The 21,392-nt window shown below is 71.8% G+C and carries 18 protein-coding genes and 2 pseudogenes; 9 read left to right on the top strand and 11 right to left on the bottom strand.

Features of this window, described 5'->3' with window-relative positions; all coding sequences use genetic code 11:
• Nucleotides 1-760: glutamine-hydrolyzing GMP synthase (guaA, locus tag GEV28_RS32695; protein WP_291416553.1), on the top strand; the 760-nt coding region annotated here is incomplete at its 5' end.
• Nucleotides 761-942: 182 nt separating this feature from the next.
• On the opposite strand, the gene GEV28_RS32690 is transcribed toward guaA, so the two are convergent.
• Both GEV28_RS32690 and GEV28_RS32685 read right to left on the bottom strand, forming a co-directional pair.
• On the bottom strand, nucleotides 943-1,158 hold the full coding sequence (locus GEV28_RS32690; RefSeq protein ID WP_291416550.1) for a hypothetical protein: 216 nt from the start codon (nucleotides 1,156-1,158) through the stop codon (nucleotides 943-945).
• Entirely contained in the window at nucleotides 1,151-2,542 is a 1,392-nt protein-coding gene (locus tag GEV28_RS32685; protein WP_291416548.1) for a PspC domain-containing protein, read from the bottom strand. The genes GEV28_RS32690 and GEV28_RS32685 overlap by 8 nt, the downstream gene beginning before the upstream one ends.
• Nucleotides 2,543-2,682: 140 nt before the next feature.
• Between GEV28_RS32685 and GEV28_RS32680 the strand changes: the two genes are divergently transcribed.
• Both GEV28_RS32680 and GEV28_RS32675 read left to right on the top strand, forming a co-directional pair.
• Nucleotides 2,683-4,011, top strand: a complete 1,329-nt coding sequence (locus tag GEV28_RS32680; RefSeq protein ID WP_291416545.1) for a PspC domain-containing protein — start codon at nucleotides 2,683-2,685, stop codon at nucleotides 4,009-4,011.
• 21 nt (nucleotides 4,012-4,032) lie between these two features.
• Nucleotides 4,033-4,710, top strand: a complete 678-nt coding sequence (locus GEV28_RS32675) for a response regulator transcription factor (RefSeq protein WP_291416543.1) — start codon at nucleotides 4,033-4,035, stop codon at nucleotides 4,708-4,710.
• Here GEV28_RS32675 and GEV28_RS32670 read toward each other — a convergent pair.
• Nucleotides 4,707-5,599: pseudogene (locus tag GEV28_RS32670) on the bottom strand (DMT family transporter). The gene GEV28_RS32675 and the pseudogene GEV28_RS32670 overlap by 4 nt on opposite strands.
• Nucleotides 5,600-5,702: 103 nt before the next feature.
• Here GEV28_RS32670 and GEV28_RS32665 point away from each other — a divergent pair.
• Entirely contained in the window at nucleotides 5,703-6,611 is a 909-nt protein-coding gene (locus GEV28_RS32665; RefSeq protein WP_291416541.1) for a LysR family transcriptional regulator, read from the top strand.
• Here the strand turns inward: GEV28_RS32665 and GEV28_RS32660 are convergent.
• From GEV28_RS32660 to GEV28_RS32630, 7 genes are all read right to left on the bottom strand, one after another.
• On the bottom strand, nucleotides 6,608-8,227 hold the full coding sequence (locus GEV28_RS32660) for a serine/threonine-protein kinase (RefSeq protein ID WP_291416539.1): 1,620 nt from the start codon (nucleotides 8,225-8,227) through the stop codon (nucleotides 6,608-6,610). The two genes, GEV28_RS32665 and GEV28_RS32660, sit on opposite strands and share 4 nt — an antisense overlap.
• A gap of 34 nt (nucleotides 8,228-8,261) precedes the next feature.
• Nucleotides 8,262-9,611, bottom strand: a complete 1,350-nt coding sequence (locus GEV28_RS32655) for a serine/threonine-protein kinase (protein ID WP_291416536.1) — start codon at nucleotides 9,609-9,611, stop codon at nucleotides 8,262-8,264.
• A gap of 223 nt (nucleotides 9,612-9,834) precedes the next feature.
• Nucleotides 9,835-10,632, bottom strand: a complete 798-nt coding sequence (locus GEV28_RS32650; RefSeq protein ID WP_291416534.1) for a hypothetical protein — start codon at nucleotides 10,630-10,632, stop codon at nucleotides 9,835-9,837.
• A gap of 223 nt (nucleotides 10,633-10,855) precedes the next feature.
• A complete protein-coding gene (locus tag GEV28_RS32645; RefSeq protein ID WP_291416532.1) occupies nucleotides 10,856-11,920 on the bottom strand; it encodes a hypothetical protein in 1,065 nt (354 codons plus the stop codon).
• Between the two features lie 57 nt (nucleotides 11,921-11,977).
• Nucleotides 11,978-12,709, bottom strand: coding sequence for a PIG-L deacetylase family protein (locus GEV28_RS32640; protein WP_291416530.1), 732 nt, complete (start codon nucleotides 12,707-12,709; stop codon nucleotides 11,978-11,980).
• Between the two features lie 93 nt (nucleotides 12,710-12,802).
• Nucleotides 12,803-13,108, bottom strand: a complete 306-nt coding sequence (locus GEV28_RS32635) for a hypothetical protein (protein WP_291416527.1) — start codon at nucleotides 13,106-13,108, stop codon at nucleotides 12,803-12,805.
• Nucleotides 13,109-13,182: 74 nt separating this feature from the next.
• A complete protein-coding gene (locus GEV28_RS32630) occupies nucleotides 13,183-13,488 on the bottom strand; it encodes a chorismate mutase (protein ID WP_291416525.1) in 306 nt (101 codons plus the stop codon).
• A 253-nt stretch (nucleotides 13,489-13,741) separates the two neighbouring features.
• Here GEV28_RS32630 and pcrA point away from each other — a divergent pair, with 253 nt between their 5' ends.
• Both pcrA and GEV28_RS32620 read left to right on the top strand, forming a co-directional pair.
• Nucleotides 13,742-16,126: a DNA helicase PcrA gene (gene pcrA / locus GEV28_RS32625; protein WP_291416523.1), complete on the top strand. Its 2,385-nt coding sequence runs from the start codon at nucleotides 13,742-13,744 to the stop codon at nucleotides 16,124-16,126.
• A 155-nt stretch (nucleotides 16,127-16,281) separates the two neighbouring features.
• Nucleotides 16,282-16,575, top strand: coding sequence for a hypothetical protein (locus GEV28_RS32620; protein WP_291416521.1), 294 nt, complete (start codon nucleotides 16,282-16,284; stop codon nucleotides 16,573-16,575).
• Here the strand turns inward: GEV28_RS32620 and GEV28_RS32615 are convergent.
• Nucleotides 16,565-17,263 carry a M23 family metallopeptidase gene (locus GEV28_RS32615; protein WP_291416520.1) on the bottom strand — a complete coding sequence of 233 codons (699 nt, stop codon included), beginning with the start codon at nucleotides 17,261-17,263 and terminating at the stop codon, nucleotides 16,565-16,567. The two genes, GEV28_RS32620 and GEV28_RS32615, sit on opposite strands and share 11 nt — an antisense overlap.
• Before the next feature lie 572 nt (nucleotides 17,264-17,835).
• Here GEV28_RS32615 and GEV28_RS32610 point away from each other — a divergent pair.
• From GEV28_RS32610 to GEV28_RS32600, 3 genes and pseudogenes are all read left to right on the top strand, one after another.
• Nucleotides 17,836-19,713, top strand: coding sequence for a hypothetical protein (locus GEV28_RS32610; RefSeq protein WP_291416518.1), 1,878 nt, complete (start codon nucleotides 17,836-17,838; stop codon nucleotides 19,711-19,713).
• Nucleotides 19,714-19,840: 127 nt separating this feature from the next.
• Nucleotides 19,841-21,019, top strand: coding sequence for an ADP-forming succinate--CoA ligase subunit beta (gene sucC / locus GEV28_RS32605; RefSeq protein ID WP_291416517.1), 1,179 nt, complete (start codon nucleotides 19,841-19,843; stop codon nucleotides 21,017-21,019).
• Nucleotide 21,020: 1 nt separating this feature from the next.
• A pseudogene (locus tag GEV28_RS32600) lies at nucleotides 21,021-21,392 on the top strand (succinate--CoA ligase subunit alpha); the annotation flags it as partial.

The raw sequence follows: 21,392 nt of genomic DNA, 5'->3' as shown, positions 1-21,392 counted from the left end.
GGACTTCGTCGCGGCCACGGGGGTTCGGCTGGTGACCGTGGACGCGGCGGACCAGTTCCTCGAGGCGCTCGTGGGCGTGACCGACCCGGAGCAGAAGCGCAAGATCATCGGGCGCGAGTTCATCCGCGTGTTCGAGCAGGCCGAGCGCGACCTGAAGGCCTCGGGCGACTACCGGTTCCTGGTGCAGGGGACGCTGTACCCGGACGTGGTCGAGTCGGGCGGCGGCACCGGGGCGGCGAACATCAAGAGCCACCACAACGTGGGCGGGCCGCCGGACGACCTGACGTTCGAGCTGGTCGAGCCGCTGCGCGAGCTGTTCAAGGACGAGGTGCGGCGGGTCGGCCTGGAGCTGGGCCTGCCGGAGACGATCGTGCACCGCCAGCCGTTCCCCGGGCCGGGGCTGGGCATCCGGATCATCGGCGCGGTGACCGCGGGTCGCCTGTCGATCCTGCGGGCGGCCGACGCGATCGCGCGCGAGGAGCTGACCGCGGCCGGCCTGGACCGCGACATCTGGCAGTGCCCGGTGGTGCTGCTGGCCGACGTGCACAGCGTGGGCGTGCAGGGCGACTTCCGGACCTACGGCCACCCGGTGGTGCTGCGCCCGGTCTCCTCGGAGGACGCGATGACCGCCGACTGGACCCGCCTGCCCTACGACGTGCTGGAGCGCATCTCCACCCGCATCACGAACGAGGTCCCCGAGGTCAACCGCGTGGTCCTGGACGTCACCTCGAAACCCCCCGGCACCATCGAATGGGAATAACCCGCGAGTCCAACGCTGGCGACCCGCGAGTCCGCCGTTCAGGTGGGGACTCGCGGGTCTGGAGTGGGGACTCGCGGGTTCCGAGTGTTGGACTCGCGGGTTCTGAGTGTTGGACTCGCGTGGGGATGGGGTGAGGGCGGCCTCCGGTTGGGAGACCGCCCTCGTGGGACACCTTTGTGGCGCTAGCGTTTGCGGCGGCCGCCTCGTAGGGACGACGCCAGCAGGAGCACGCCCACGAACAGGGCGGCACCCGTGATCAGCCAGCGGAAGTCGACCGTGGGCACCCACAGGCGGCCGTCGGTGAGCACGTAGCTCGAGACGAACAGGGCGGCCAGGCCCGTCAGCAGGGTGAAGAAGTCCGGCCAGCGGCGGCGGGTCTCCCTCGTCTTCTCAGCCACGACGCACCTCCACGCTGCCCGTTCCGACCTCGACCTTCAGGTCTACATCCAACCCGCCCGGGCCGTCGCTGCCCTCGTCGGTCAGCGACACCTCGCTGTTGTCGGCGCCGGACTGCTCCCGGCCGAGGCACTCCACCGAGCCGAGGTCGGACTCGCACTTCAGCACTACGTTCGCGTCCTCCGGCAGGATCACCTCCACGTCGCCGAGGCCGACGTGGACCCGGGTGTCGACCTCGCCCGTGCTCGGCAGGTCGCGCAGGTCCAGCTGGATCGAGCCGACCGAACGCTCGTAGTTCGGCTGCACCTCGCTGGCCGCGGTCGGCCGCACGTCGATGTCGCCGACGCCGCGGAAGCCATCGGGGAACACGGCGGTCATCCCGATGCCGACCACCGCGAGCGGCACCGCGAGCCCGATCAGGCCGCGACCACCCCGCACGAACGAGCCGAAGACCATGCCGAGGCCGACGATGGCGAGCGCGACGCCGACGATGTGCTGCGGGTTGACCCAGCCGCCCACCCCGACCGACAGTCCCGCGACGGTGATCAGCGCGACGCCGACGGTCAGCAGGCCGATCCGCGACTTGCGGCGACGCGGCTCCGGCTCGTCGTCCTCCTCCACCACGGGCGGGGTCGGGTCCGGCAGGTCCCACGCGAACGGCGCGGCACCCAGCGGGTCCCAGGCCGGCGGCGTGTCCCGGTGCTCCGGCGAGGGCTCTGGCATGGACTCTGGCGTGGGCTCCGGGGTCGGCTGGGGCTCCGGCAGCGGCATCGTCGTGCCGCTCGGCGTCGACATGGGCGTTTCCAGGGGGCTCGCCATGGGCGTGCTCGGCGGCGGCATGGTCGCCGAGATGTCCGTCATCGGCGGCACCGGCATGGGCGACACCGGCGGGGTCGGCTCGGCGGACGTGGCCGACGGTGCGGCCGACGTCGGGTTCAGGTGCCCGCGGTTGCGGTGCAGCAGGAACAGCGCCGCAACGAGCGCCAGCACGCTCAGGAACCCCGGGAAGCCGGGGGCGAACCCGCCGAAGAACCAGCTGAACATCGGGATCATCGCCAGGCACAGCAAGACGGTGAACCCGCTCGAGGTGGCGCTGCGGCCACGCCCGATCAGCGACTCGAACGGCGAGACCTCGTCGTCCTGCTCGGGCAGGAAGAGCCAGCCGAGCACGTAGGCGATGACGCCCGCCCCGCCGTAGACGGCCGCGACGACGAAGGCGACCCGCACGAGCGTCGGGTCGATGCGGTAACGGTTGGCGATCCCGGCGGCCACGCCGGCGATCTTTCGGCCACGCCGCGGCCGCCTCGGCCGCGTCGCCCAGAAGTCCTTGACTGTGTCCTCGGCGCCTGCCATCCCGGCGCCGGGCGATCCATGTGTCCCACTCACGGTATCGAGCATGCTGCCCGACCCCGCCCGGCACATCGGGGACGACCCCTGATATCGACCCCGAGGCCGATCACCCCGATCATCCCTGTTCCGGGTATTTCCCCGATGAAGAAGCATGCTGGTCATGTGACGATGGTCGAGTGGCAGCAGTGCAGGTGGTGATGACCACGAACAAGCGCACGGACAAGCGCACGGACAAGCGCCGGGACAAGAGGCGGGACAAGCGCGACGTCGAGCGGACGGCCGCGAACGCACCCGTGCCCACCGACGACGTGGTCAAGATGCGTCGCCGGCGCTACGGCCGTGCCGTGGCCGGGGTCGCCGGTGGGGTCGCCGACCATCTCGCCATCAGCGTGCTGTGGGTGCGGGTGGCGTTCGCGCTGCTCGCCGCGCTCGGCGGGGCCGGGGTGCTCGCGTACGGCCTGCTCTGGGTGTTCGTGCCGCAGCAGAAGCCGGAGGAGCGGCCGGTCGAGGTCTCCCGCAGGGAACGCCAGCAGGCCCGCGGCCTGCTCGCGCTGGGCATCGGCCTGGCCATCGGCGCCGGCACGCTGTCCGGCACGCTCAACGGCTGGGTCGCCGGCGGCCTCGGCGTCACGCTCGTCGGTATCGCGCTGGTGTGGCGGGAGGCCGACGACTCGACGCGGCGCCGAGCCCGTTCCGTCGTGCTCGGCCGGGGCGGGCGCACGGCACTGGTCCGGGTGCTGTCCGGGGCCGCGCTGGTGATCACCGGCATCGTCGTGTTCCTGATCCGCAGCGTCAACCTCGACCAGATGCAGTTCGCGCTGCTGTCCGTGCTCGCCACGCTCATCGGGGTCGCGGTGCTGACCGTGCCGTTCTGGCTGCGGCTGGTCCGCGACCTCGGCGAGGAGCGGCGCGAGCGCATCCGCTCCGAGGAGCGCGCGGAGATCGCCGCCCACCTGCACGACTCCGTCCTGCAGACGCTCGCGCTCATCCAGAAGCAGTCCGAGGCGCCGCGCGAGGTGCTGCGCCTGGCGCGCGGCCAGGAGCGGCAGCTGCGCGGCTGGCTGTACGGGCCGGCCGGATACGGCCGGCCCGACGACGGCGACCGCATCACGTTCGCCGAGGCGGTCGCGCAGTCCTGCGGCGAGGTCGAGGACACCTTCGCGATCCAGGTCCAGCAGGTCGTCGTCGGCGACTGCGAGCTCGACGAGAAGCTCACCGGGCTGGTGTTCGCGGCCCGCGAGGCGGTGGTCAACGCGGCCAAGCATGCGGAGGTCTCCGAGGTCAGCGTGTACGCCGAGGTGGAGCCGGAACGGGTGACCATCTTCGTGCGGGACCGGGGCAAGGGCTTCGACCCGAAGACCGTCCCGGGAGACCGGCATGGCCTTGCGGACTCCATCCGGGGCAGGATGGAGCGCAACGGCGGTGAGCTGCGGCTGCGCACGGCGCCCGGCGAGGGCACCGAGGTGCAGCTGCAGATGCCGCGGGAGACCGTCAGCTCGAAGTAGTGCGTTCTGGAGGAGATTGCCGTGACCGCAGCCAGCGAAGGCGGGAAGCGCCCGGTCCGGGTGTTCCTGGTGGACGACCACGGCCTGTTCCGGGCCGGCGTGCGGGCCGAGCTGGACTCCATCACCGACGATGTCGAGGTGGTCGGCGAGGCCGGCACGGTCGGTGAGGCGGTCGCCGGCATCGCACACCGCAAGCCCGACGTCGTGCTGCTCGACGTGCACATGCCCGACGGCGGCGGGGCCGAGGTGCTGCGCCGGGTGCGGGCGGACAACACCGAGGTGGTGTTCCTGGCGCTGTCGGTGTCCGACGCCGCCGAGGACGTGATCGCGGTGATCCGGGCCGGTGCGCGGGGCTACGTCACGAAGACGATCTCGAGCCACGAGCTGGTCCGCGCGGTCGTGCGGGTGTCCGAGGGCGACGCGGTGTTCTCGCCGCGGCTGTCGGGCTTCGTGCTGGACGCGTTCGCCGACCGGCCGGGCGCGGCGCCGATCTCCGACCCCGAGCTGGACCTGCTGACCCCGCGCGAGCGCGACGTGCTGCGTTTACTGGCCCGCGGGTACGCGTACAAGGAGATCGCGGCGGAGCTGTTCATCTCGGTCAAGACCGTCGAGACGCACGTGTCGAGCGTCCTGCGCAAGACCCAGCTGTCGAACCGGTACGAGCTGTCCCGCTGGGCCTCCGACCGGCGCCTGGTCTAGTTCCTCAGCACGGCCTCGGTGGCCGGCGCCGGCCCGGACGCCGGCAGACGGCGCGGGATCCGCGTCATCGCCACGCCGCCCAGCACGACCACCATGCCCGCGATCACCCGCGGGTTGAGGTTCTCGTCCAGCGCGAGCGCGCCGAGCAGCACCGACACCACCGGCAGTAGGTAGCCGACGGTCGCCGTGTTGGTCGGGCCCTCGTCGGTGATCAGGCGGTAGTTCAGCGCGAAGGCGAAGCCGGTGCTGAAGACGCCAAGAACGATCACCGCGAGCACCGCGGACAGCTCCAGGTGCACCGGCGCCAGGCCGCCCGCCGGCACGGCCAGCGCGGTCAGCCCGGTGGCGGCGGTGACCTGCGCCGCGGCCAGCGCGATCGGTGCCGTGCCCCGCCCGGCCAGGAACCGGCCGATGTAGTTGAAGCTGATCGCGTAGCAGAACGCCGCCGCCAGCATCGCCAGCGCCCCCCAGCTCACGAGCTCCCCGGACCGCCACGGCGCGAAGATCAGCAGCGTGCCGGCGAACCCGATCGTGAGGCCGGCGACCCGCACCGGACGCAGGTCACGCTCCATGCCGAGCACGATGCCCAGCAGCAAGGCCCACAGCGGCGTCGTCGAGTTCAGCACCCCGGCCACACCGGAGTCGACGGTCTGCTCGCCGAACGCGAACAGCGCGAACGGCGCCACGTTGCCGAAGAACGCGGCACCGCCAGGTGACCCCAGATCCGCTTGCCCCGCGGCAGCCGATGACCGCTTGCGTAGCACAAGATGATCAGCACGGTCGCCCCGAGCGCCGCGCGGACCAGCGTGATCTGGATCGGCGACAGGCTGACCAGGGCGAGCTTGATCCACAAGAAGCTCGAGCCCCAGCAGAGCGCGAGCAACCCCATCCGCACCAGTGACGCGTTCACGCCCCCACGTTGCCCGCGTTCACGATCCAGGACAAGTGAATAGATCTATGGCGACCGTTAAGGGTTTCTGTAAGGTTGGCACATGCTCGACGTGCGCAGGATGCAGGTGCTCAGAGCGGTGGTGACCAGCGGATCCATCACCGCGGCGGCCACGAACCTTGGCTACACGCCGTCCGCGGTGAGCCAGCAGGTGGCCGCGCTCGAACGGCAGGCCCGCACCCCGCTCCTGGAACGCGTCGGCCGCGGCATCCGGCCCACCGCGGCGGGCCGCCTGCTCACCGAGCACGCCGAGATCATCGGCAAGCACGTCGCCGAGGCCGAGCTCGCGCTGGCCGACCTGCGCGAGGGTCGCACCGGGCACCTGTCGATCCGCTACTTCGTGACCGCCGGCCAGGCACTGGTCCCGCCCGCGCTGGCGACCCTGCGCGCCGAGCACCCGGGCGTCCAGGTGGACCTGAAGCTGGTCGAGCCCGGCCCGGTCCCGGAGGTGGCCCAGGGCGAGGCCGATGTGGCGATCTGCGTGCTGCCGCCGAATCCCGCGCCGGTGCCGGGCGTCCGCTTCATCCACCTGCTCGACGACCCGTACCGGCTGGTGCTGCCGCGCTCGCACCCGCTGGCGTCGCGCCGGGTGGTGGAGCTGTCCGAGCTGGCCGAGGAGCCGTGGGTGGGCAACGAGTGGCCGCCGGGGCAGTGCGTGCAGGTCGTCCTGGACGCCTGCTCGTCGGCCGGGTTCAGCCCGGGCTTCGTGGTGGAGTCGGAGAACTACCTGTGCGCGCAGGGCTTCGTGGCCGCGGGCCTGGGCATCAGCCTGATCCCGCTGCTGGGCGTCGACCGGCGGCCGGGCGTGGTGGTCAGGAAGGTCCGCCGCCCGGAACCGGTGCGGGTGATCTACGCGGTGGTGCGTGAGTCCGTGGCCGGCCAGCCGGCGGTCCGCTGCCTGCTGGACGCCCTCGCCACCGCGGCGAAGGCCGTGGCGGCGGGCAACCGCTAACCGTCGCCGTTGTTGCCGTTGCCGCCGTCGTCGTCGCTGCCGCGGCCCACCCGGACGAAGTTGTCGATCATCAGCTCGCCGTCGCGTTGCACGACGGCGAAGGAGGTGGCCTCGGCCGACCGGTCGCCCGAGTTCGACTGGTAGCGCAAGGTCGCCACGACGCGGTTGCCCTCCGCCTTCGTGTCCAGGACGTCCACCGACGCGATCGTCGCCCAGAAGTTGTCGTAGCCGCGCTTGCCCTTCGACTTCGACTGCGCGCGCTTCGTCAGCAGCTGCCACGCCTGGTCGGGGTCGCCCGGTAGCAGGGCGTAGTAGTCGCGCACGGCCTGCTCGTAGTCCTCGCCGGTCGGTTCGGAGGACTCCGACGACTCGGTGGTCGCCTCGGTCGTCGTCTCCGAGCCGGTCTGCGGGGGCGGCTGCTCCTGTTGGGTCGCGGTCTGCTCGGCCTGACCGCCGTCGTTGTCGTTGCCGGCCGACAGCAGGCTCGCCACCAGGATGCCCACCAGCATCGCCGCGACGATGGCCAGCACGGTCAGCACGATCGACCGCGCCCGGCTGCCATCGGCCGGCCGTCGCGCGGCCGGCGGCGGCCCGGATGGCAGCGGCTGGCGCTGCAGCGGGCCGCTCGGCGTCGGCTCCGAGAACGGGTGCACGTCCAGCCTCGTGCCGTCCTGCTTGGCCCACGGCTGGCTCGGCCGCGGCGGCGTCGGCGGACCGAGCGGCATCGGCGGGGGCGGCAGCCGGTTTCCCGCGATCCGGTCGGTCGGCGCGCCCGCCGCCCCGATGAACCCGGGCTTGCCGTCGGCCACCGCCGCCAGGCTGTCCCGCGCGGTCGTGAGCGTCGGCCGCTCCGCCGGGGCGACCCGCAGCAGCTGGTTCAGCAGCGCGGTCAGCGGCCCGGCATGCCGCGGCGGCGTGATGTTGCCCGCCGCCACCGCGTAGAGCAGCGCCAGCGTGTTCTCGCTCAGCCCGAACGGCGAGTGCCCCTCGATCGCCGTGTACAGCGTCGAGCCGAGGGAGAACACGTCCGCGGCCGGCGTCGGGTCCTCGCCCTTGGCCACCTCGGGTGCCAGGTACGCGGGCGTGCCGGCGAGCATCCCGGTCGCGGTGACCGTGACGTCGCCCGTCGCGCGCGAGATGCCGAAGTCGGTGATCTTGACCGTGCCGTCGTCGGCGAGCAGCACGTTGGCCGGCTTGATGTCGCGGTGCACGATGCCCGCCGCGTGCGCGGCCACCAGCGCCGAAGCCACCTGGGTGCCGATCCGCGCGGCCTCCTGCGGCGGCAGCGTGCCCCGCTCGGACAGGACGGTGGCCAGGCTCTTCGACGGCAGGTACTCCATGACCAGCCATGGGTCGCCGTCGTGCTCGGCCACGTCGTAGACGGTGATCGCATTGGGATGCGCGAGCCGGGCGGCGATGCGCCCCTCCCGCATACATCTTCGCCGCGACTCCTCGGCCTGCGCCTCGGACAGCCCTGGCTGCAGCAGCATCTGCTTGACCGCGACGGTCCGGTGCAGGCGCTCGTCGTGCGCCTGCCAGACGATCCCCATGGCGCCGCTGCCGATCTTCGCGCCGAGCCGGTAGCGCCCGGCGACCAGGCCACCCTCAGCCGTCACGACCATCCCTTACGCCCTCGATCCCCTTCACAGGTCACCTTTCGGCCTCCGTCGTCGGTGGGGTCGACGGATCGGACGTTGGGGGCTCGGTGGTCGTGGTGGTGGTCGTGGTCGTGGTGGTGGTGGTCGTCGTTGTCGTGGTCGTTGTCGTGGTGGTGGTCGTGGGCTCCTCCGAGGTGGTCTCCTCCTCCTCGGTGGTGGTCGGGGGCAGCGTCGTCGTGGTCGTCGTCGGCGCCACGACCTGGCTGTTCGGCGCCTCGTTCACCGGGTCCTTCGGCGGCGGATCGTCCCGGTTGGACAGCAGCCAGGCCCCCGCCGCGATCAGCGCCACCAGGACGACGCCGGCGAACACGAACGGCTTGCGCGAGCGGGGCGCCGACGGCGGAGCGGAAGGCAGCGGCCGCACCGAGCGGGTCCGGTCGCCCGCGCCGACCAGCTGCGTGGTCTCGTTGCCGTAGTGTTCGTAATCGTCGTAGTCGTCGTAGCCGCCGACCATCCGGGTGGCCTCGTCCGCCGGCGGCATCACCGGCATCACCCGGGGCATCGACGGCACGGACGGAATCTCGCCCGCGGCCACCGCGGCCAGCAGGTCCCGGGTGCGGGAGGTCGACGGCCGGTGCTCCGGCTCGGCGGCCAGCAGCCAGTTGAGCACGCCGGTCAGCGGCCCGGACTGCATCGGCGGGTTGATCCGGCCCGCGGCTACCGCGTGCAGCAGCTGCAGCGTGTTCTCGGTGAGCCCGAACGGGGGCTCGCCCTCGACCGCGGCGTACAGCGTGGAGCCCAGCGAGAACACGTCCGAGGCAGGCGTCGGCTCCCGGCCGATCGCCGCCTCCGGCGCGAGGTAGGCGGGCGTGCCGGCGATCATGCCGGTCTTGGTGACCGTGACGTCGTCGGTGGCGCGGGAGATGCCGAAGTCGGTGATCTTCACCGAGCCGTCGTCGCCGAGGAGGATGTTGCCCGGCTTGACGTCGCGGTGCACGATCCCGGCCGCGTGCGCGGCGGCCAGCGCGGCCGCGGACTGCGCGCCGATCCGGGCCACCTCACGGGCCGGCAGCGGGCCGCGCTCGGCCATCACCATGGCGAGGCTCTTGGACGGCAGGTACTCCATGATCAGGCAGGGCGCGCCGTCCTCGTCGACCACGTCGAACACCGCGATGGCGTTCGGGTGGTGCAGCTTGGCGGCGATCCGGCCCTCGCGCATGCAGCGCGCGACGGCCTCGGCCTGCTCGTCCGGCGGAAGGCCCGGTTGCAGCAAGAGTCTCTTCACAGCGACCGTGCGGTTCAGCCGTTCGTCGTGCGCCTGCCAGACCACGCCCATCGCACCGGTACCGATGCGGTGGACCAGTCGGTAGCGCCCGGCCACCAGGCGACCCTCATCGGTCATCGCGCCTAGTCCCTCCCTGCGTGCGGGCCATCGCTCATGCCGACTCCGAGAGTGTGGGGATACCCGAACCGTCGGGCACAGAAACCTCCCCGGTTGGCGCGGGCGTGTTCGTCGCCGCGAAACGGCGGGTGCCCACGTACGCCGACCGACATCAGGCTAGGCGTTCACTCTGTGCACACGAATGCGGACCGCACCGTGCACGACGGCTCAACAGCCTAGTAGATCAGTTGCGCTGGGCGGACAGCAGCTGCGCGCCGACGATTCGGCGTGGCGAGTCGGCCACGGTGAGCAACTGCTGGAGCTGTAGGTGCCCGCCGTCGGCGAGCCGCATCCGGACGGTCGCGAGCACGTTGTCGCCCTGGTGGCGGAGATCGACGACCTGGACGGAGCGGACCGTTGACCAGGAGTCGAGGAACTGGCCGAGGGTGGAGTGCAGCAGGTCCGGGGAGATCAGGTGGAAGGCCTCCCGCGGATCGCTCGGCAGGAGCTTGTAGAACGCCCGGACCAGGTCCAGGTCCGAGGTGGGAACCTCGGCGGCCGGCTTCTTCGGGACCGCGGGCCCGGCGGTCCTCGGCTCCGCGCCGGTGCGGGCGGGCTGCTGTGCCCGGCCCGTGTCGACGGCTCTGGTGTCCGCGCTCCTGGTCGGCTCGGTGACCGGTGCGGGCTTGGGTGGTGGCGCGGCTTCGGCGATCCCGTTCCCCGGCAGCGTGCGGTTCAGCTCGCCGGGCAGCAGGCCCTGCTCGCCGCTGATCCGCTCGGCGGCCCGGTCGGTGGTGTCGGCGCTCTCGCGCCGCTGGTGGGCGATCGTCGAGGCGACTCCGACCGCGCCGCAGAGCACCACGGTGGCGACGCCGAGGCTGGTCAGCTTCGCGAGCTGGGCCCCGCGCGAGGGTGGTCGCCGGTGCGACACCGGAGCGGGCAACGCCTCGACCGTCGCCTCGACCGGGGTGGCCGGCGGCGCCTCGACGGGCACCTTGACCACCACCGGGGACTCGGGTCGGGCAGCCTGCTTGGTGATCAACTCGGTGACGGATACCGATCCGGCGCGAACATGACGCCGTCCGGACGTCAGACGATCCACTGTGGGTGGCCTCCGTGCGTAGCTTGAGGGCCAATTAGGTACCGCGCGTCTCGCCTGTGACGCCAGCATTTCGGAACGGATCACCCGAATGGGGTGATGGATAGCGGGGATCTTCACTCGAATGGAGCAATTGACTGATCATCTTGCCGGCGGCATCGGGAGGTCACCCGGCGGTCGCGTCGTCGGTGATCTTGGGGTTGCCGCCCCAGGTGAAGGTGAGCTGGCGCTGCTCGACCGTCTCCGTGCCGTCGTCGCGGACGATCTTCACGGTGCTCGTCGTGACCGCCTGGTTGCGGTCGATGGTGATGTCCTGGACCTCCACCCGGTCCACGCCCTCGTACCGGGCCTCGATCCCCTCCGGACCCTCGCGTGCCATCCCGCCGGTGCACAGGTCGTGCGCCGCCTGCGGGTCGTCGGTGACCAGGCGGAAGTACTCCTCGGTCGTGTCGCCCATCTCCTGCGGGTTGGTCGGCGTGACCGGCGCGGGGCCGACCGTCGTGCGGGGCGGGGGCCTGAGCTCGGCGGTCTGCGTCGGCAGCGTGGTCGAGTCGCCGCCCGACGAGCCGGGGGCGGACGTCCCCGGCTCGTCCGAGGAGGGCGACCCTGGCGCCGGCATGTCGCTGGTGCGCCGCGCGGTGTCCGGCCGGCCGGGCGTGGAGCTGGTGCTCGGCCGGTTCGACGACCTGGTGGTCGGGTCGGTGTCCGTGGAGGTCTCGTCGACCGGCAGCTTCTCGATCTCCAACTGCTGGGTCGGGTACGCCGGCAGCTCGTGGATGGTGTCGGAGGCGATCGGCGTGCCGACGAAGCGCACGGCCGCGACCGCGAGCCCGCAGACGACCGCGGCCGACGTGCCGACCGTGAACCAGGCGGCCTTGCGCCAGCTGCGTGGCGGGGTGACCGACGCCGGCACGCTGCCGAGGTCGAACTTGCGCAGGCCGCGCGGCGGCGTGTCGGTCAGCACGTGGACGACCGGCACGTCCTCCTCGCGCGGCCGAGGGACCAGCGCGAGGGGCGCCGTGTCGTCGTCCGAGGGCGGCGGCTGCGGCGTCCGGGTCCGGAGCGGTGGGGCCGGCGGCGGGATGGACGGCGGCCCGAAGTCGAGCCTGGCGTGCGCCGGAAGGTGCCCGGCCTCGCTCGGCCGGACCGCCGGTGTCCAGGCGGAGTTCACCGACCCATGCCGGTGCTTGCCATGACGTGGTCCCAGCTCGGGCCAGCCCCCGCTACTCATGGCTGTGAGACCTCTCTCCTTCCGGGTTGTGACGCAGTGCGACGGATCGGTCACAACTCAGCTCGTGTCGACCACCTGGAAGGCCTCGGCCAGCAGGCCGTCGGCCAGCCCGAACTGCCGCGCGACGTCGGCGAAATGGCGCCGGAGGTTCCGCTCGAGGGCGTCGTTGCCGCCTGTCTGGGAGGCGTGCGCGCGCAGCGCCGCCATCTTCTTGTCGAAGGTGTCGGTGACATCGACGGCGTGGTTGCGCAGCTGGGGCGGGCTGTCGGTGAGCCACAGCTCCCGCACGGTCCACGGCTCGAGGCCCTCGTCGTCGAGCAGCTCGCGGTGCGCGTGCGGGTTGCGGGCGTCGGGGAAGACGGCGGCGAACGCGGCCTCTCCGGTGGCCCGGTGGTCGGGATGCGTGGTGGCGACCATCTCCCAGTTGATCTCCGGCGACCAGGTGAGCACCCGGTCCGGGCGCACCCGCCGGATCACCCTGGTGATGTCGCGGCGCAGCGCCGGCGACGGCACGACCGCGCCGTCCGGATAGCCGAGGAAGGTGACGTCGGAGACGCCGACGTGCGCCGCGGCGGCGCGCTGCTCGGCCTGCCGGGTACGCGCCATCTCGGCGGCGTCCCGGTCGCTGTCGCCGCTGGCCTCGCCGGACGTGACGACGCAGTACGAGACCTCGACGCCGGCGGCCGTCCACACCGCGACGGTGCCGGCGGCACCGAAGTCGACGTCGTCCGGGTGTGCGGTGACGACCAGCGCCGACCGCACGTCCCCCCTGGAAGTCGGGGTGCTCACCCACGCCAGAGTAAGCGGTTGCCCACGGTTTGAGAGCCGGGGTCGGCATGTCCCCGACGGTTCACTCGACCGAGTGAACCGACGTACTCGGCGCTACTCGCCGGTGCGATACCGCTGCTGGGTCGACTGCAGGGCCTTGGTCGCGCCCAGGCCGGAACCGGCCGCGAGCACGATCGCCAGCACGTCGGCGACCCCGGTGCCGCTGGTGAGCACCCAGGCGATGAGCGCGCCGGCGGTGGTGACGCCGGCGACCGGCCAGCGGGACCGCACGTACTGCGCGATCGGCGTCCCGCCGGCCCGCTTGTTGGCGGCCGAGCTCAGCATCGCTAGGTACCCCGCGTGGGCGAGCGTGGCCACCACCGCGGCGATGGCGATGATGATGGCGATCAGGTTGAACATGACTCCAGTGTGCCCGCATCCCGACGGCCCGGGATCGGTGAGAACCCTGATTGTTTCATTGCGTTCTCGTCGCTTCATCGCCCCAGCGGCCCGCGGCCGAGGTTGAGCAGCGCCATGGCCAGCCTGCGGCCCTCGGTGCCGAGCTCGCGGTAGCGGGCCAGCACGTCGATCTCCCGGTTGTAGACGATCCGCGGGCCGCCGGCCGCCATTCTCGCCGCGCCGATGGTCTTGGAGACCTCGATCCGTCGCTTCACCAGCCGCAGGATCTCCGCGTCGAGCCAGTCGATCTCCTTGCGCAGCTCGGCGATCTCGTCATCGGCGGGCAGGCTCGGCTTCTCGTCCACCGTGTCGTCTCCAGTGGTCGGGGTGGTGGAGGGCATGTCGTCATCCTTGCGGTCTGGCGGAGCCCTGGCCCCCGAAGCGACGAAGCCCCGGGTCCGAGGACTCCGGGGGCTTCGCTGTCGTTTGGCGGGCGCTACACCACGACGGGAGCCGGAGTCCGGATCCCGTAGAAAAACTCGAAGCCGTGGGTTCGCACGAGAGCGATTCTGGCACCACCGCGCGCGAGCTGTCCACTTGCCCCGGCTTGCCGTCCCGTCGTTGTCGGTGCGGGCCGGTAACGTTGGCAAGACGATGAGCACTCTGTTCGAACTGCCGCCACAGGCTCCAGTGACACCCCGCAGGCGTTCCGGCGCCGACCTGCTCGCCGACCTCAACGACCAGCAGCGCCGGGCCGTTCAGCACGCCGGCTCGCCGCTGCTCGTGGTGGCCGGCGCGGGCTCGGGCAAGACCCGGGTGCTCACCAGACGCATCGCCTACCTGCTCGCCGAGCGCGACGTGCATCCCGGGCAGATCATGGCGATCACGTTCACCAACAAGGCCGCCGCCGAGATGCGCGAGCGGGTGGTCGAGCTGGTCGGCCGCCGCGCCAACGCGATGTGGGTGTCCACGTTCCACTCGATGTGCGTGCGGGTGCTCCGCCGCGACGCCACCACGCTGGGCATGAAGTCCAGCTTCTCGGTGTACGACGCCGACGACACGCGCCGGCTCGTCACGCTGGTGTCGCGCGACCTCGACATCGACCCCAAGCGCTACACCGCGCGCGGGCTTGCCGCGCACATCTCCAACCTCAAGAACGAGCTCATCGGTCCGGCGGAGGCCAAGGAGGCCGCGGCCAACGACTTCGAGCGCCGCGCCGCCGAGGTGTTCGTCGAGTACCAGCGCAGGCTGGGCCTCGCCAACGCGTTCGACTTCGACGACCTGATCATGCGCACGGTCGAGCTGCTGCAGACCTACCCGGACGTCGCGGAGTACTACCGGCGGCGGTTCCGGCACGTGCTGGTCGACGAGTACCAGGACACCAACCACGCGCAGTACACGCTGGTCCGCGAGCTCGTCGGCACGGGTGCGGGCGGCATGGAGCCCGGTCAGCTGTGCGTGGTCGGCGACGCGGACCAGTCGATCTACGCGTTCCGCGGCGCCACCATCCGCAACATCGTGGAGTTCGAGCGGGACTACCCGCAGGCCACCACGATCATGCTGGAGCAGAACTACCGCTCCACGCAGACCATCCTGTCCGCGGCCAACGCGGTCATCTCCCGCAACCCCGACCGGCGCGACAAGCGGCTGTGGACCGCACTGGGCGACGGCGAGAAGATCGTCGGCTACGTCGGCGACAACGACCACGACGAAGCCGCGTTCGTGGCCGGCGAGATCGACCGGCTGATGGACGGTTCGACGGAGGCCGGCGACGGCCTCACCTACGCGGGCGTCGCCGTCTTCTACCGCACCAACAACCAGTCGCGGGTGTTCGAGGAGATCTTCGTGCGGCTCGGGCTGCCCTACCGGGTGGTCGGCGGCGTGCGGTTCTACGAGCGCCGCGAGGTGCGCGACGCGTTGGCCTACCTGCGGGTCCTGGCCAACCCGGAGGACACGGTCAGCCTGCGGCGCATCCTCAACGTGCCCAAGCGCGGTATCGGCGACCGGGCCGAGGCGTGCGTGTCCGCGCACGCCGACAAGGAGCGGATCTCGTTCAACGCCGCGCTGCGCGACGCCGTCGCGGACAAGGTGGCGCTGCTCAACCCGCGGTCGCGCAACGCCATCGCGGGGTTCGTCGAGCTCGTCGACGGCCTGCGCGGGCTGGTCGCCGACGGTCACGAGGTGGCCGAGGTCCTGGAGGCGGTGCTGGAGCGCACCGGCTACCGCACGGAGCTCGAGGAGAGCGACGACCCGCAGGACGCCACCCGGGTCGAGAACCTCACCGAGCTGGTCACCGTCGCGCGCGAGTTCGCCCACGCCTTGGACGGAGTGGAGGACCCGCCGCCCGACACGGGTGTCGAGCCGGGCTCGCTGGCGGCGTTCCTCGAGCGGGTGTCGCTGGTGGCCGACGCCGACCAGATCCCCGACGCCGACGACGCCGATCCGGACGCGGAGTCGACAGGCGTCGTCACGCTGATGACCCTGCACACCGCCAAGGGCCTCGAGTACCCGGTGGTGTTCTGCACCGGCTGGGAGGACGGGATCTTCCCGCACATGCGGGCCCTCGGGGACCCGACCGAGCTGGCCGAGGAGCGCCGGTTGGCGTACGTGGGCATCACCCGGGCGCAGAAGCGGCTCTACCTCTCGCGCGCGATCGTGCGGTCGGCGTGGGGCCAGCCCATGACCAACCCGCCGTCCCGGTTCCTCGACGAGATCCCGGCCGACCTCGTCGACTGGCGCCGCGTGCAGCCCGAGCGAGCCGCGCCGAGCGCGCCCACCTCGTGGGGTTCGCGTCGCTCCGACGCGATCCGGTCCCGCGATGACGGCACTCGGACGGGCTTCGGGCCGGCCAGGGGGTGGAAGGACACCCCGGCGCTGTCGCTGGACGTGGGCGACCGCGTCAACCACGACAAGTACGGCCTGGGCACGGTCGTGGCCACCGACGGCGCTGGCCCCAGGGCCACCGCCACCATCGACTTCGGCACGGCGGGCACCATCCGCCTGATGCTCATCGGCAGCGTCCCCCTGGTGAAGCTCTGACTTCCTGAGCCCGCAGGCCGGTTCTCGAGTTGGCCTGGCCTGTACCGAACGTCTGTGCGAAAATTGTCGGTGCCATCCGGTTGAATCCACACCGACGGGACGCACACGCTCCCGCACGCGACGGGCTCACGAGGCCAGGCAGGGGGAACTTGGGTGTGGACGAGATGTTGTTCCGGGTGTTCGCCGAGAGCGTCGGCCGGTACCTGGACGCGGTCGACGGGTTGGCCGCCGGCGAGCCGGCCAGGCAGCGGACGATCGCCATCGAGGTACGCCGGTTGGTCGCCGCCTGGCGGGCGCTGCTCGACCAGCACCAGCCCACCGAACGAGGCCGCTGCGGTGGCTGTGGCAGGCGGCGTCGCGGCGCCATGTGCGGCGTCTGGCGGGTCGCCCACGCCTACTTCGTGCGCCGGCTGCCGGGGCTGCCGGGAGAGGAGTCGATCAGAAGGTGATGCCGTGCTCGGCCAGCCAGGGCTGGGGGTTCACCTTCATGCCGTCGGCGTCCCAGATCTCGAAGTGCAGGTGCGGGCCGGTGGAGTAGCCCCGGCTGCCCATGCTCGCGATGCGCTCGCCGGCCTGCACGTCTTGGCCCTCGTAGACGGAGAAGGATTCCATGTGGCCGTAGACGCTGACCGTTCCGTCGGCGTGCTGGATGCGGACCCAGAGGCCGAAGCCGCTGGCCGGACCCGCCTCGATCACCGTGCCGTCGGCCACCGCCACGATCGGGGTGCCCATCCGGTTGGCGATGTCCAGGCCGTAGTGGGTCGTGCCCCACCGGGAGCCGAAGCTCGAGGACAGCCGGCCCTCGGCGGGCTTCACGTACTTGGGCCGGTTCCGCTCGGCCTCTTCCGCGGCGAGCTTCGCGGCGCGGGCCTGCACGATCCGGTCGCTCGCGGCGATCTTCTGCGACTCCTGAGGTGCCGCATTGACCTTCGCGACGGTCAGGATGTCGGGAGCCGCCGATGACGAGTCGCCACCGATGCCGATGGCGGCGGAGGCGTCCTTGCTGTCGGCGATCGGCGCGACATCGGGGGACTGTCCGGCCTTGAGCGTCTGACCAGCGGCGGCCGCGGCGAACGCGCCGACGGCAACAGCCGCGACGACCACGCGTCCGCGCAACGCGGACGACGGCGGGGACACCCTGTGGGAACCACGGATGCGGATGGAGGTGCGCTCTGCCATCGCTTCTTCAAGCGCTGCGCACTCCCAGTCTTCGCCGCCGGGGGAGCGGTGTCGAGCCAAGGCCTGCCCTTCCGTCTCGGGGAGTCCGGACTCGAACGCCTGCTCGTGGGGACGAGCGCGGCGTGGGCGCCAGGCGGGGGATCCCGGCTGGTCGGCACTCAGGTTGCCGACCCTGCCCATTTCGTGACCGGACTGTGACAACGGACCGGGGGACAGTAACGAAGGGGAAGCGGTTAGGGCAACTTCCGGGATTCGTCTCGGCCATTCGAGTGGTGGTCGCACGCTGTCTGGCCAGCAACGATCACCCAAAGTGAAATGGAGGTTACTTCATCGATGTGATCCACGTTACTGAATCTCGGGGCGCGGACCCGCCTCGTTGCGCCTTGCCATGCCCTGGACGACTGCCCTGAACGACCGCTCTGGGCGTTGCCGGCGCGCGTTGCTCCACCCGGGGACATCCGCGGGCCGAACGGCGTGGCGGCTTGGCCACCGCCAACCGGTGGTGCTCGCTCTTGCTAGCGTTCTCGGCGATGAATTCGCGGACCAGATCGCCGCACGAACCGGCCCCATCGGGGTACGGGCGGACCCGCCAGGTTGAGCAGGCCGAACAGCTCGGCTGGTCCGACGCTCCGCCGCAACTCCGTCTCGCGCTGGGGCTTTCCGTCCTGGGCGCGGTGTTCCTGATCGCCGGGACGGCGCTCGGCGTCGTCCAGGACTCGCCGGACAAGGGCTTCGCCAGCACGGCCCTGCTCGCGCTGCTCGCCGTGGCGCCGCCGCTGACCGCGGTCGCGCTGACCCAGTTCGGACGAGCGCTCACCGGGGCGGGCGTCCTCACCGGCGCCGCGCTGCTCGCGCCCGGCCGAGCCATCGTCGACCTGCAGTTCATGCAGGACGGGTTGCTCGTCTCGCGGCCGGAGCTGCTCGTGCCGACCAGCCTTGCCCAGCTCACCCCGGGCACCGGGCTCTGGCTGCTCCTCGGCGGGCATCTCGCCACCGCCGGCGCGGGCGTGCTCGCGGCCGGCCGGGCTCGCGCCGCGCCGGGGTCGGCCTACGGGCTCGAGGTCGACGCCGGGCCTACCTCGGTCAACGCCCGCAGCCGGGCCATGGGCTGGGCGCTCGCCCTCGCCACGGTCGCGGCCGTCGGGCTGGTCATGCCGCCCTTCCGGTCGAACAACGCCTTCCTGCTCGGGCACGACCTCATCGACAGCCCCAACCTCGTCCGGGTGGGGCTCGTCCTGGTCGTCGCCGCGGTCCTGGCCGGCTGCGCGTTCGCGGCGGGATCGGCGCGGCCCGCGGTGGCCCGCGGGGTCATCGTCGGCGTGCTCGCGGCCACGGCCGCCGTCTCGCTGCCGGCGATCGTCGCCGGGCTGGCCGTCGACCGGCTGAGCCCCGGCCCCGGGCCCTACCTCGCGCTCATCGCGCTCACGCTGCTCACGATCGTGATCTTCGTGCTCCGCGGCGTGGCGGGGGGCGACCCGAGCGCAGGGGACGACACCGAGTTGGAGCTCGAGGCCGGCCGGGTCCACCTGGTGACCGGAGTCCTCGGCGTCCTGGCCGGCGTCGCCGCACTCGTCGGAGCCTTCGGGCCGCAGCTGGCCGTCGACGGGCTCGACGAACCCGTGACCTACGCCAACCGCCTGCTGATCCCGGTCGGCCTGCTCGTCTGCCTCCTCGGCGCGACCCTCCTGACCAACCGCTGGGCCGCGACCGTCCGCCCGGCGTTCGTCGTCAGCCTCGGCTCGGTCGTCCTCGCCGGCTCCGCCACCCTCGACGCCGCGTTCACCGGCTCCGGCATCAGCGACTCGATCCACATCGGTGCCGGCGCCTGGTTCGCCGCCGCAGCCGTGGTCATCGCGGCCGCGGCCGCGGTCAGTGCCGCGGTCGCGGGCGGCGCCGAGCGCGACGACGTCGACCTCACCGAGCGCACAGTGCACATGTCGGTCGCCGCGCCGGTGGCCGCCGCGATCCTGTTCAGCGTCGGCGCCTTCGGCTTCCCCATGGTCACCTCGCCGGACTTCGTCGCGCCCGGCATCTGGTCGGAGTTCCGGCTCACCTCGTGGGGCCTCGTCATCGCCATGCTCGTGGTCATCGCCGCGGGCGTGATCTCCACCATGGCCCGGCCCGCTCGCGCGGCCGCGCTCCTGCTCGGCGCCGCGGCGGTCGTCGGCATCCACGCGCTCGAGCTGCCGCTCACCGGCGGCCGCACCACGGACGCCGAGGCAGGCTCCGGCACCTGGCTCGCCATGGCCTGCTGCCTCGCCTTCCTCGTCGCCGCCGGCGTCGCCCTCGCCGGTCCGGCACCGGCGATGACGGAACCGGAACCGGAACCGGTCGAGAAACCAGCGGAGAAGCCCGCCGAGACGATCAAGCGGCCGGTCGGCAAACGGGCCCGCGGCGGCCGGGCGTGAGGGACCTCACCGGACGCCGTGTATCTGGTGTCCATGCACGTCGCTAGGGTCTTCTTCCGTGCCGAACCCCTGAATCGCGGGGGTCACTCCACCGAGTCGTCGTAGCGTAGATCAGGAGACCGTCGAAGTGGATCTGTACGAGTACCAGGCCAAGGATCTCTTCGCGGCCCACGGCGTGCCGGTGCTGCCCGGGAGCGTGGCCGACACTCCGGACCAGGCGCGCGCGGTCGCCGAGGAGCTCGGCCAGACCGTCGTCGTCAAGGCGCAGGTGAAGACCGGAGGCCGCGGCAAGGCCGGCGGCGTGAAGTTGGCCGACGACCCCGCCGACGCGCGGACCAAGGCTGAGGCGATCCTGGGGCTGGATATCAAGGGCCACATCGTGCGCCGGGTGCTCGTCACTCCGGCGTCGGACATCGCGGAGGAGTACTACTTCTCGTTCCTGTTGGATCGCCCGAACCGGACGTTCCTCGCGATGGCGTCGGCCGAGGGCGGCATCGATATCGAGCAGCTGGCGGTCGAGCGTCCGGAGGCGTTGGCCAAGGTGCCGGTTGATGCGATCGTGGGGGTGGACCTGGCCAAGGCCAGGGAGATCGTCGCCGCGGGCAAGTTCCCGGAGGCCGTCGCCGACCAGGCCGCGGAGGTCGTGGTCAAGCTGTGGGAGACGTTTGTCGCCGAGGACGCCACGCTGGTCGAGGTGAACCCGCTGGTGCGCGATCCGCGGGACAAGGTCATCGCGTTGGACGGCAAGGTCACCCTCGACGACAACGCGGCGTTCCGCCACCCCGGCCATGCCGACCTCGTCGATGTCGACGCGGAGGACCCGTTGGAGGCGGCGGCGAAGGCGAAGGATCTCAACTACGTCAAGCTGGATGGGCAGGTCGGCATCATCGGCAACGGCGCGGGCCTGGTGATGTCCACGTTGGATGTTGTGGCGTACGCGGGTGAGGATCTCGGTGGGGTGCGGCCGGCGAACTTCCTCGACATCGGCGGCGGTGCTTCGGCTGAGGTGATGGCGAACGGTTTGGAGATCATCCTGTCCGACCGCGACGTGCGCAGTGTGTTCGTCAACGTCTTCGGCGGTATCACCGCCTGCGACGCGGTGGCGAACGGCATCGTGCAGGCCTTCCAGCTGCTGGGGTCCCGCGGCGACGCCGTCACCAAGCCGATCGTGGTCCGGCTGGACGGCAACAACGCCGACGAGGGCAGGCGCATCCTCACCGACGCCGCCCTGCCCGGACTGACCCAGGTGGACACCATGGACAACGCGGCGCGCACGGCCGCCGAGCTTGCCGCACAGGGGGCGTGAGATGGCGATCTTCCTCAACGACGACAGCAAGATCATCGTTCAGGGCATGACCGGTGCCGAGGGCACCAAGCACACCCGGCGCATGCTTGCCTCCGGGGCCGACGTCGTCGGTGGCGTCACCCCGGGCAAGGGCGGCCGGACCGCGGACTTCTCCGACGTCAAGGGCGGCCTCTCGCTGCCGGTGTTCAACACCGTCGGCGAGGCCGTGGCGGCCACCGGCGCCGACGTCACCGTCGTGTTCGTGCCGCCGAAGTTCGCCAAGGCGGCCGTGGTCGAGGCGATCGACGCGGGGATCGGGCTGTGCGTGGTGATCACCGAGGGCATCCCGGTGCACGACACCGCGGGCTTCTGGGCGCACGCCTGCGCCACCGGC

This window comes from Actinophytocola sp., assembly GCF_009379765.1.
Lineage (GTDB): Bacteria > Actinomycetota > Actinomycetes > Mycobacteriales > Pseudonocardiaceae > Actinophytocola.
Note: the sequence above shows the minus strand (reverse complement) of the source record. Positions and strands in the feature narration are given on the sequence as shown.

What these genes read in the sequence shown, in the direction of transcription:
- pcrA (WP_291416523.1), top strand. Translation starts at nt 13,742, where the DNA reads ATGAGCACTCTGTTCGAACTGCCGCCACAGGCTCCAGTGACACCCCGC.
- GEV28_RS32630 (WP_291416525.1), bottom strand. Translation starts at nt 13,488, where the DNA reads ATGCCCTCCACCACCCCGACCACTGGAGACGACACGGTGGACGAGAAG.
- GEV28_RS32665 (WP_291416541.1), top strand. Translation starts at nt 5,703, where the DNA reads ATGCTCGACGTGCGCAGGATGCAGGTGCTCAGAGCGGTGGTGACCAGC.
- GEV28_RS32610 (WP_291416518.1), top strand. Translation starts at nt 17,836, where the DNA reads ATGAATTCGCGGACCAGATCGCCGCACGAACCGGCCCCATCGGGGTAC.
- GEV28_RS32645 (WP_291416532.1), bottom strand. Translation starts at nt 11,920, where the DNA reads ATGAGTAGCGGGGGCTGGCCCGAGCTGGGACCACGTCATGGCAAGCAC.
- GEV28_RS32635 (WP_291416527.1), bottom strand. Translation starts at nt 13,108, where the DNA reads ATGTTCAACCTGATCGCCATCATCATCGCCATCGCCGCGGTGGTGGCC.
- GEV28_RS32655 (WP_291416536.1), bottom strand. Translation starts at nt 9,611, where the DNA reads ATGACCGATGAGGGTCGCCTGGTGGCCGGGCGCTACCGACTGGTCCAC.